The 9,630-nt window shown below is 61.7% G+C and carries 10 protein-coding genes, 1 tRNA gene and 1 riboswitch; of the genes, 6 read left to right on the top strand and 5 right to left on the bottom strand.

Annotation, left to right across the window (positions count from 1 at the left end; genetic code table 11):
- On the top strand, nt 1-96 hold a 96-nt coding region (locus tag GGQ67_RS24625; protein WP_183902707.1), incomplete at its 5' end, for a winged helix-turn-helix domain-containing protein.
- Between the two features lie 81 nt (nt 97-177).
- Here the strand turns inward: GGQ67_RS24625 and GGQ67_RS24620 are convergent.
- Nucleotides 178-723: a GcrA family cell cycle regulator gene (locus GGQ67_RS24620; RefSeq protein WP_183902738.1), complete on the bottom strand. Its 546-nt coding sequence runs from the start codon at nt 721-723 to the stop codon at nt 178-180.
- Nucleotides 724-1,150: 427 nt separating this feature from the next.
- On the opposite strand from GGQ67_RS24620, the gene GGQ67_RS24615 reads away from it, so the two are divergent.
- The 3 genes from GGQ67_RS24615 to GGQ67_RS24605 all read left to right on the top strand — a co-directional run bounded on the left by GGQ67_RS24615 (nt 1,151) and on the right by GGQ67_RS24605 (nt 4,399).
- Nucleotides 1,151-2,347, top strand: a complete 1,197-nt coding sequence (locus tag GGQ67_RS24615; protein WP_183902737.1) for an aspartate aminotransferase family protein — start codon at nt 1,151-1,153, stop codon at nt 2,345-2,347.
- Between the two features lie 46 nt (nt 2,348-2,393).
- The gene (gene argF / locus GGQ67_RS24610) at nt 2,394-3,311 is read left to right on the top strand and encodes an ornithine carbamoyltransferase (protein ID WP_183902736.1); all 918 of its coding nucleotides are present in this window, start codon (nt 2,394-2,396) and stop codon (nt 3,309-3,311) included.
- A 92-nt stretch (nt 3,312-3,403) separates the two neighbouring features.
- Nucleotides 3,404-4,399, top strand: coding sequence for an Hsp33 family molecular chaperone (locus tag GGQ67_RS24605; RefSeq protein ID WP_183902735.1), 996 nt, complete (start codon nt 3,404-3,406; stop codon nt 4,397-4,399).
- A gap of 18 nt (nt 4,400-4,417) precedes the next feature.
- Here the strand turns inward: GGQ67_RS24605 and apaG are convergent, their stop codons facing one another.
- Both apaG and GGQ67_RS24595 read right to left on the bottom strand, forming a co-directional pair.
- A complete protein-coding gene (gene apaG, locus GGQ67_RS24600; protein WP_183902734.1) occupies nt 4,418-4,810 on the bottom strand; it encodes a Co2+/Mg2+ efflux protein ApaG in 393 nt (130 codons plus the stop codon).
- Nucleotides 4,811-5,016: 206 nt separating this feature from the next.
- Nucleotides 5,017-6,201, bottom strand: a complete 1,185-nt coding sequence (locus GGQ67_RS24595; RefSeq protein ID WP_183902733.1) for an O-succinylhomoserine sulfhydrylase — start codon at nt 6,199-6,201, stop codon at nt 5,017-5,019.
- A gap of 42 nt (nt 6,202-6,243) precedes the next feature.
- A riboswitch (SAM riboswitch) is annotated at nt 6,244-6,322 on the bottom strand.
- 73 nt (nt 6,323-6,395) lie between these two features.
- Between GGQ67_RS24595 and GGQ67_RS24590 the strand changes: the two genes are divergently transcribed.
- Nucleotides 6,396-7,490 (top strand): 2'-deoxycytidine 5'-triphosphate deaminase, encoded by a 1,095-nt coding sequence (locus GGQ67_RS24590; RefSeq protein WP_183902732.1) that lies wholly within the window; start codon nt 6,396-6,398, stop codon nt 7,488-7,490.
- Between the two features lie 70 nt (nt 7,491-7,560).
- Nucleotides 7,561-7,634, top strand: a tRNA-Gly gene (locus GGQ67_RS24585).
- A 66-nt stretch (nt 7,635-7,700) separates the two neighbouring features.
- Here the strand turns inward: GGQ67_RS24585 and GGQ67_RS24580 are convergent.
- A complete protein-coding gene (locus GGQ67_RS24580; protein ID WP_183902731.1) occupies nt 7,701-8,762 on the bottom strand; it encodes a tyrosine-type recombinase/integrase in 1,062 nt (353 codons plus the stop codon).
- A 559-nt stretch (nt 8,763-9,321) separates the two neighbouring features.
- Nucleotides 9,322-9,630, bottom strand: a 309-nt coding sequence (locus tag GGQ67_RS24575; RefSeq protein WP_183902730.1) for a hypothetical protein, incomplete at its 5' end; no start/stop codon positions are given.

The following is a 9,630-nucleotide window of genomic DNA, read 5'->3' as shown; positions in this document are numbered from 1 at the left end:
GTGCACGTCGGCCGCCTGCGCAAGGCGCTCAACTTCTCGAACATGCAGGATGTCATCCGCACCGTTCGCGGCGCCGGCTATTCCATGGAAGCGTAAGCGCTTCCAGTTCTGATGATCCAACGAAAAACGGGCCCCGCGAGGGCCCGTTTTCTTGTGTTCCTTATCCGGCTTTCCGGGTCATGCGACCCGGTTGGCTGCCTTGCGGCGCTCGTTGACCGGCTGGTAGGCCATGCGCTGGTGATAGGTGCAGTAGGGCGACGTATCCGGGGACTCGCAGCCGCAGAAGTGGAAATCATCGGTCAGCGGATCGCCGACCGGCCACTTGCACGTGCGCTCGGTCAGTTCCGTGAGACCGAGGCGGCGTGAAATCGGAACGACCACGTTGGCGGACGGACGGAAGCGAACTTCCTCGATCGCATCGATGTCCATCTCTTCCTTCAGCATCGCCGAACCCTGCGGGCGGGCGACGGCACGAGCGGGCGAGATGCGCGCGGAATTGAAGTTGCTGGCGGGGCGTGGCGTGGATGCCGCCGGGCGCTTCGGCGCTCTCGTCGCCGTCGTTGCGCCGCCGGCCTTGGCGCGGCCCGGAAGGTTCAGGCGGTGGACCTTGCCGATGACGGCGTTGCGGCTTACACCGCCAAGTTGTGCCGCAATCTGGCTGGCGCTCAGGCCCTCGGCCCAAAGCTTCTTCAGTCTTTCAACGCGCTCGTCTGTCCAGTTCATGCCCTGTCTCCGCCTTATTAGCGTTGGTGTAGGCAGAATCCTTCACCCATGGCACGGACGTGTCCGGACCAAGAAACGCTTGCTCGATTTTGGTGACTAGTTCCGCCGCATGCAGTCTAGTAATTGAGTTTTAACCTAGAGTGAGGGCGACTCCGTGACAAGAGTCGGTTGAATCGCGGCGAATCGATTTCTCGGTTTTCCCCAACTTGCTGGATGGTAGAGTCATTTCTGCAACATTAGCTGTTGATAGCTCGCCGGCGCCCCGATGCTTGCTTGACGCATGCGGCAAAAGCTCAGTTTTGTTGACATCGCACTGCGAAAAGACAATAGTGCCCCTCGCCGCCGAAAGGCGGCATTTTTCATTTCCGGGCACCCGCTTTTAGCCGGAGTCCGGGCCAGTGTTGAGCGAATGACAGGAGATCGCGCCATGGCTGAAGCCGCGCCGCTTTATGATACCTACTCTCGTGCCCCGCTGCGGTTCGAGCGAGGAGAGGGCGTGTGGCTGATCACCGAAACCGGCGAGCGATATCTCGATTTCGGCGCGGGCGTTGCCGTGACCTCCGTCGGCCATGGCCACCCGCACGTCGTCGGCGCGCTGAAGGAGCAGGCCGAGAAGGTCTGGCATCTGTCCAACATTTACGAGATCGCGGGCCAGGAGCGTTTCGCCAAGCGGCTGACGGATGCAACCTTCGCGGATAAGGTGTTCTTTACCAATTCGGGCGCCGAGGCGCTGGAATGCGCGATCAAGACCGCGCGCCGCTACCAGTATTCGAAGGGCCATCCCGAGCGCTTCCACATCATCACCTTTGAAGGCGCCTTCCACGGCCGCACGCTGGCGACCATCGCCGCCGGCGGCCAGGAGAAGTATCTCGAGGGCTTCGGCCCCAAGACGCCCGGTTTCGACCAGGTTCCCTTCGGCGATATCGAAGCCGTTCGCGCCGCCATCACCGATGCCACGGCCGGCATCCTGATCGAGCCGGTGCAGGGCGAGGGCGGTATCCGCCCGGCGACCACGGAGTTCATGAAGGCGCTGCGCCAGCTCTGCGACGAAAAGGGCCTGCTTCTGATCCTCGACGAAGTTCAGACCGGCGTCGGCCGCACCGGAAAGCTCTTCGCGCATGAATGGTCCGGCGTGACGCCCGATCTCATGGCCGTCGCCAAGGGCATCGGCGGCGGTTTCCCGCTCGGCGCCTGCCTTGCGACGGCCGAAGCCGCCTCGGGCATGAAGGCCGGTACGCACGGGTCGACCTATGGTGGCAACCCGCTCGCCATGGCCGTCGGCAACGCGGTGCTCGACGTGGTCCTCGAAGAGGGCTTCCTGCAGCACGTCAACGACGTCGCGCTGGTCTTCCGTCAGGGGCTTGCATCGCTGAAGGATCGTTTCCCCGATGTGATCGAGGATATCCGCGGCGAAGGCCTGATGCTCGGCGTCAAGGCGGCCGTTCCGTCGGCCGAGCTCCTGCAGGCCATCCGTGCTTCGAACCTGCTGGCCATTCCGGCCGGCGACAATGTCATCCGTTTGCTGCCCCCGCTCGTCGTCACGGCCGACGAAGCCCGCGAAGGCCTCGCGCGTCTCGAGCGTGCCGCCGAGAGCGTGCGCGCCAAGGCGAAGAAGACGGCTTGAATGATTGATGACCCGGCCGGACGGCGGGCGTAACAGGTATAGACAGATGGCTTCCCCGAAACACTTCCTCGATCTCTCCGCGGTAACGTCCTCCGACCTCAGGGTCATCATGGACGATGCCAAGACCCGCAAGCAGGCCTTCAAGGCCGGCAAGGGTGACAAGCCGCTGGCAGGCAAGATGCTGGCGATGATCTTTGAAAAGCCCTCGACCCGCACGCGCGTCTCCTTCGACGTCGGCATGCGCCAGCTCGGCGGCGAAACGCTGTTCCTTTCGGGTACCGAAATGCAGCTCGGCCGCGCCGAGACCATCGGCGACACCGCCAAGGTTCTGTCGCGCTACGTCGATGCGATCATGATCCGCACCACCGATCATGCACGCATGCTGGAACTCGCCGAACATGCGACGGTTCCCGTGATCAACGCGCTGACGGATGACACGCACCCCTGCCAGATCATGGCCGACATCATGACCTTCGAGGAGCATCGCGGCCCCATCAAGGGCAAGACGGTCGCCTGGATGGGCGACGGCAACAACGTGCTGCATTCGCTGGTCGAAGGGGCCGCCCGTTTCGGCTATCGCATGAACATGGCGGTACCCCTTGGTTCCGAGCCGAAGGATCACTATCTGAACTGGGCCCGCAATGAGGGCGCCGAAATCATGCTTGGTCATGATGCAGACCGTGCGGTCGCCGGCGCCGATTGCGTGGTGACCGATACCTGGGTCTCCATGAATCAGGAACATCGGGCCCGGGGTCACAACGTCTTCCAGCCTTATCAGGTCAATTCGGCTTTGATGGCACAGGCCGACAAGGATGCATTGTTCATGCATTGCCTGCCGGCCCATCGTGGTGAGGAAGTCACGGACGAGGTGATCGACGGCCCGCAATCCGTGGTCTTCGATGAAGCGGAAAACCGTCTTCATGCGCAGAAGTCGATTCTTGCTTGGTGCCTGGGCGCGATCTGAACCATACTGGAGGCCATATCGGGCCGGACAGGCCTGTGGCCGCGCTGGCGGATGGACGGGCTCGTCCGTTGCCCTCAGACTAGGAGAAGACCATGGCAGAAGCTGCAGCCGCCCTCGGCGAATTCGATTTCGCCGGCGATGATCATGTCGTTCCGTTTCAGGTGGAAGGCCTGGATGTGCGCGGTCGCGCCGTCCAGCTCGGCCCGATGCTGGATGCGATCCTCGAACGCCACAACTATCCCGCACCCGTTGCCCGCCTGCTGGCCGAGGTCATCGCGCTGACGGTCCTGCTTGGCACGTCGCTGAAGTTCGAAGGCAAGTTCACCGTGCAGACCAAGAGCGACGGTCCGGTCGATCTGCTTGTCGCCGATTTCACGACGCCCGAGAACGTGCGCGCCTACGCACGCTTCGACCAGACGCTGCTGGACGAGGCGGTTGCCGCCGGCAGCATTGAGCCCGAGCAGCTGCTCGGCAAGGGCATGCTTGCCTTTACCATCGATCAGGGCAAGTTCAGCCAGCCTTACCAGGGCATCGTGGCACTTGATGGCGCCACGCTGGAAGACATTGCCGGCACCTACTTCCGCCAGTCCGAGCAGATCCCGACGCGCGTGCGCCTCGCCGCCGCCGAGCTGCTCGACCGCGACGAGCAAGGCAAGCCGCGTCATCGCTGGCGGGCAGGGGGCCTCGTTGCCCAGTTCCTGCCGGAAGCGCCCGAGCGCATGCGCCAAGCCGACCTGCACGGCGGCGACGGCGATGAAGGCACCGTCAAGCATGCGGAAGACGATGCCTGGGCCGAAGCGCGTTCGCTGGTGGAAACCATTCACGCCGATGAGCTGACGGATCCGCAGGTCGGCGTCGAGCGCCTCCTGTTCCGGCTGTTCCACGAGCGCGGCGTGCGCGTTTACGAGCCGCGCGAAGTGTTCGACCGCTGCTCCTGCTCGCGCGAGAAGATCAAGGGCGTGCTCAAGGGCTTCTCGGCCGAGGAGATCGAGGCGAGCCAGGAAGAGGGCAAGATAGCGGTGACCTGCGAGTTCTGCTCGACGACCTATCGCTTCGAAGCGGAAGAGCTCGCGCAGGCGGCGGAGTGATCGGTTAGCGAAGGGTGATCAGTTCAGCACTCTGAGCAGGCCAGGTGAATCAAGCGAGAAGGCGGGAATTTCCACCTGGAAAATCTCGCCTTCGTCGGTCTGCATCTGGTAGTGGCCGAACATCAGGCCCGAGGGCGTATCGAGCGGGCAGCCCGATGAATATTCGTACGTGTCGCCTGGGCTGAGTGTCGGCTGCTCGCCGACCACGCCCGCGCCGCTCACTTCATCGACGACGCCGTTCTGGTCCGTTATGTTCCAGTAGCGATTGACGAGGCGTACCGTGAGGTCCGAATTGTTGCTGATAACGATGCGGTAGCCCCACACATAGCGATCGTCGTCCGGGTCGGATTGCTCCTCCAGGTAAAAGGGCTCGACCACCACTTCAATATCTCGTGTCAGGGCGCGGTACATGCCTACACCATAATAAGAATACCTTACTGGTATCTTATAAGAGGTGCTGCAGGTCAATAAACCAGGCCGGAATCCGCAATCAATTGGCTGTAAGCGCGAAAAATTCGCGCGTTAAGACTAATGCCATGCCAGTCTGGCGCGAGTGAATTTGCGATATGCGCGTTTAAATCCAGCCGGGCCATATCGACCCGGCCGGCTATTCTTGATCAGGCCTTGATCTTGGAGAGCGCCTGCGCGAAATCCTCGATCAGGTCGTCGGTATCCTCGATGCCAGCAGACAGGCGCACGGTGCCCGGAGAGATGCCGAGTTCGGCGCGCGCCTCGTCCGTCAGGTTCTTGTGCGTGGTCGTCGCCGGATGGGTGATCAGGCTCTTGGCATCGCCGAGATTGTTGGAGATCTTGACGATCTCGAGCGCATTCTGCAGCGCGAACGCCGCTTCCTTGCCGCCCTTGAGCTCGATCGCCACCAGCGTCGAGCCGCCCTTCATCTGGCTGGCGACGATATCGGCCTGCGGATGGTCCTTGCGGCCGGGATAGATCACCTTGGCCACCTGCTTCTGCTCGGCCAGGAAGTCGGCGATCTTGCCGGCATTTTCCGTCTGCTGCTTGACGCGCAGCGGCAGCGTCTCGAGACCCTTCAGAAGCGTCCATGCGGTGAACGGCGACATGGCCGGACCGGTGTGGCGGTAATAGTCCTGCAGATGCTCGGTCACCCATTCGCGATCAGACAGGATCACGCCGCCGAGGCTGCGGCCCTGGCCGTCAATATGCTTGGTGGCGGAGTAGACGACGATATGCGCGCCGAGTTCCAGTGGCTTCTGGAAGATCGGCGTCGCGAAGACGTTGTCGACCACGACCTTGGCGCCGACCTGGTTGGCGAGCTTGGCGACGCCCGCGATATCGACCACTTCGAGCGTCGGGTTGGTCGGGCTTTCCAGGAAGAACACCTTGGTATTGGGGCGGATCGCCTTTTCCCAGTTCTCCAGATGGCGGCCGTCGACCAGCGTGCATTCGATGCCGTATTTCGGCGCCAGCGTTTCGACAACCCAGCGGCAGGAACCGAACAGCGCGCGCGCGGCAACGATATGATCGCCGGCCTTCACCTGGCAGAGGATGGCGGCGGCGACGGCTGCCATGCCCGATGCGGTGGCGCGGGCTTCTTCCGCGCCTTCCATCGCGCACATGCGCTTTTCGAACATGTCGTTGGTCGGGCTACCGTAGCGGGCGTAGATATAGCCTTCGGTCTCGCCCTTGAAGCGCGCCTCGGCGGCTTCCGCGCTGTCGTAGACGAAGCCTTGCGTCAGATAGATCGCCTCTGAGGTCTCGCTGTACTGCGAGCGCAGCGTTCCGCCATGAACCAGTTGAGTTGCCGGGCGCCAGGTCTTGCTCATGAATCACCACTTTCAAACACAAAAAACCGGCCGCGAATGCAGACCGGTTTCAACCCGGTCTATTTAGCCACTTGTTTAACGTGGCTGCAAGCCGACCGGCCAAATCACCACGGGATAAAGCTGCAATACTGCCGTTGCGTGCTTGCGTCAATTCCTCGATTTTGGTTTTGTCTGCGGCAAATTATGGATGGGGCATGATGGCTCGCGAAACAGGAATATTGGCAGACCGCGCGATCGCGGCGTTATTCGAGACCGGACGGCTCGTCGCCGAGCGCGAACTCGACAGCGACCAGATCCAGCCGGCGAGCCTCGATCTCCGCCTCGGCGCCAAGGCCTTCCGCGTTCGCGCCAGCTTCATGCCGGGTCCGAACAGCCTCGTCTCCGACAAGCTCGACCGATTGAGCCTGCATGTCGTCGATCTCTCGGAAGGCGCGGTGCTCGAAACCGGCTGCGTCTACATCGTTCCCCTGATGGAGCGCCTCGATCTGCCGGCGGACATGTCGGCCTCGGCCAATCCGAAAAGCTCGACCGGTCGCCTCGATATCTTCACCCGCGTCATCACCGATTACGCGCAGGAGTTCGACAAGATCCCGGCCGGCTATTCCGGCCCGCTCTATCTCGAAATCTCGCCGCGCACCTTCCCGATCGTCGTGCGTCGCGGCTCGCGCCTGTCGCAGATCCGCTTCCGCATCGGCCAGTCGCTGCTCGGCGAGCCGGAACTGCTGGCGCTGCACGATGCCGAGACGCTGGTTGCAAGCGCCAAGCCGAACGTTTCGGGCGGCGGCATCGCGCTGTCGATCGATCTCGCCGGCGACAAGGACGGCCTGATCGGCTATCGCGGCAAGCACCACACGGCCGTCGTCGACGTCGACAAGAAAGCCCAGCACGACATCTTCGATTTCTGGGAGCCGATCTACAGCCGCGGACGCAACGAACTGATCCTCGATCCCGACGAATTCTACATCCTCGTCTCGCGCGAGGCGGTCCATGTGCCGCCGCATTACGCCGCCGAGATGACGCCCTTCGATCCGCTGGTCGGCGAATTCCGTGTCCATTACGCCGGCTTCTTCGACCCGGGCTTCGGCCACGCCCCCGCCGGCGGCCGAGGCAGCCGCGCCGTCCTCGAAGTCCGCAGCCACGAGGTCCCCTTCATCCTCGAAGACGGCCAGATCGTCGGCCGCCTGGTCTACGAGCACATGCAGGAACACCCCGAAAGCCTCTACGGCACCGGCCTCGGCTCCAACTACCAGGCCCAGGGCCTGAAGCTCTCCAAGCACTTCCGGATCTAGCTAACGGCACCGGCAAGTGCTTCAAGGCCGCTTGACACCGGCCATCATCTGTTGGAAATCTGCGCGTAACGCGGGTGTAGCTCAATGGTAGAGCAGCAGCTTCCCAAGCTGAATACGAGGGTTCGATTCCCTTCACCCGCTCCAGCAACGTTTTCAAGCACTTAAGTGTCATTTCAGACCACGGAACAAACCGTGGTTTTACAGGCAGTTTTACAGCGCCTGTTCGTCCTTCGTGCTTTTCGAAGCGGCGGGTTTCTTCTCCCGCGCCTCGTTCAGCTGCCGAATCGCCTCTCTCGTCGCTGCCCCTCGGCTGACATATCGACGAATAATTTTCTCCACCTGGTCCTCTTCCCACCCCATTATTTCGGCAATCACTCGGATGGAGAGCCCGGCAGTGTAGAAGTTTGTTGCCGCCGTGCCTCTGAGGTCGTGAAAATGGAGATCGCGCTCCTGCATGTGAGCCTCGACCTTGGCTGTCCAGAACGAACTGGCGAGGCCATCCTGCGTCCACGGTCGCTTGCGGCTATTGGTGAGGATGATCGGCGAGTTCTTCGGAATGCGGTCGAGCAGCTCATTGAGCGCGTCGTATCGGGGGATTACCGCTTCCTTGCGGTGCTTGCTCTTGCCCGTCGTGATGACAATCGCGTCTTTACCGACATGCGACCAGGCCAAGCGGACGAGATCCCCGGCGCGCAACCCTGTATGTGCCGCCAGATCGACGGCTAGCGCAACCTCCTTGGATGCTTCCGTTTTCAACTGAGCGATATCATCGGCCGTCCATATGATCTCCGCGCGCGACTGGCTATAGAGATGGCGGATACCCTCACAAGGGTTCGAGGCGATCTTACCCATAGGGTCTACGGCGTGGGATAGTAGGCGCGAGATAACCTGCAGCGCCAAGTCGGCGGTGCGGGGCGTTTCGGAATACTCGCTGCGCCACCTGATGATGCTCGGACGGATTTTCTCCGGCCTGTTGAACTGAGCTATGCTCAGATCCCCAAATCTCTTGCCGATTTTGTCCAGCCACGGCGACCACACCCGCTTGGTGGACGCTGCCAGCTTGCTGAACTCGTGGGTCTTGTAGTGGGTGATGACCGACTTGAACTTGCCATCCTCGGGCGCGCGCCGATCGGCGATCGCTTCGTTGTAGGATTTCATGAATTCGAATGACCCTGGAAGGCCTTTGAGTGCAGGGCCGCCGCGCCATGCATAGTAGTAAGTGTTGCCCTTGGCTTTGACGGTGTGGATGCCTTTAAGCTCTATTTCGACCATGACGCTCTTCGAATTCCCTCAGCTCGCGATCGAGCTCGTCCTCATCTGGCTTGCCTGGCTGCGTAAAGTGCCACCTCATGCCACCGTCTGGCAATGTATCCATTGCGAGCGGAGTAATACCCGCTGCCTTCAGAGCTGCAAGAGTGGTGGTTATGTCCGTCGATCGGATGACTGCGCGGCGTCCCATGTCGGCCTACCTCTCTATCGTCTTGGTGGTGGGGGCTTGTCTCCGGACCCCGTGGTGCGTGGAGACACGGAATACCGAAGGTCTGGGTACCTGCGCACATTTTCCGGATGGATCTTTCCGCATCTGCAGGCCCCGAAGCGGGGGTATCTATGCCCAGGAGGGCTGATTCCTGCATGGCGCGGGTATCTATGGATGCCGATCTTGCAAAGTAACCAGCGGATCATGGCGCGCTCCAAATTCTACGAAGGTGAATTTCGTAGGCCCGAGGGAGGGAGTATTCGAGCGCATCAAGCGTCTCGCGGTCCCACTCTGGCCCCATGAACATCACCATCCACTGCCACTTGGTTAGCGGGCGGTTGTCGATAGCACCCTTCATTCGCCGCCCTCCGCTGTCGCTGGGGACAGTGGTGCTTCCGCGTTCAAGGCTGCGATCAACAGACCTCGGATTAGCTGTCTGCGAAGGCGATCCTTCTCGGGTTTTGCAAGGAGGTTGTAAAACTCGGCCTCCGGTGGGAGTGGTCGCAGCATGTACTCATCGGCGGCGTCCACCATTGCTTTGCTGACCAAAGGTTTCATATACCCGTCTCCCTCGCCATGGGCGATCCCGCCGGCATCAGCCCGGAACTGACGGCAAGCCTTCTTGCCCTCGAAGACATCGCGGCCAAGGCGCACATCATCGTC

It is taken from the genome of Rhizobium metallidurans, from assembly GCF_014196505.1.
In the GTDB taxonomy this organism is placed as follows: Bacteria; Pseudomonadota; Alphaproteobacteria; order Rhizobiales; family Rhizobiaceae; genus Rhizobium; species Rhizobium metallidurans.
Note: the sequence above shows the minus strand (reverse complement) of the source record. Positions and strands in the feature narration are given on the sequence as shown.

Coding starts and splice junctions, on each gene's coding strand:
- GGQ67_RS24590 (WP_183902732.1), top strand. CDS start 6,396: ATGATGGCTCGCGAAACAGGAATATTGGCAGACCGCGCGATCGCGGCG.
- GGQ67_RS24595 (WP_183902733.1), bottom strand. CDS start 6,201: ATGAGCAAGACCTGGCGCCCGGCAACTCAACTGGTTCATGGCGGAACG.
- GGQ67_RS24605 (WP_183902735.1), top strand. CDS start 3,404: ATGGCAGAAGCTGCAGCCGCCCTCGGCGAATTCGATTTCGCCGGCGAT.
- argF (WP_183902736.1), top strand. CDS start 2,394: ATGGCTTCCCCGAAACACTTCCTCGATCTCTCCGCGGTAACGTCCTCC.
- GGQ67_RS24580 (WP_183902731.1), bottom strand. CDS start 8,762: ATGGTCGAAATAGAGCTTAAAGGCATCCACACCGTCAAAGCCAAGGGC.
- GGQ67_RS24615 (WP_183902737.1), top strand. CDS start 1,151: ATGGCTGAAGCCGCGCCGCTTTATGATACCTACTCTCGTGCCCCGCTG.
- apaG (WP_183902734.1), bottom strand. CDS start 4,810: ATGTACCGCGCCCTGACACGAGATATTGAAGTGGTGGTCGAGCCCTTT.
- GGQ67_RS24620 (WP_183902738.1), bottom strand. CDS start 723: ATGAACTGGACAGACGAGCGCGTTGAAAGACTGAAGAAGCTTTGGGCC.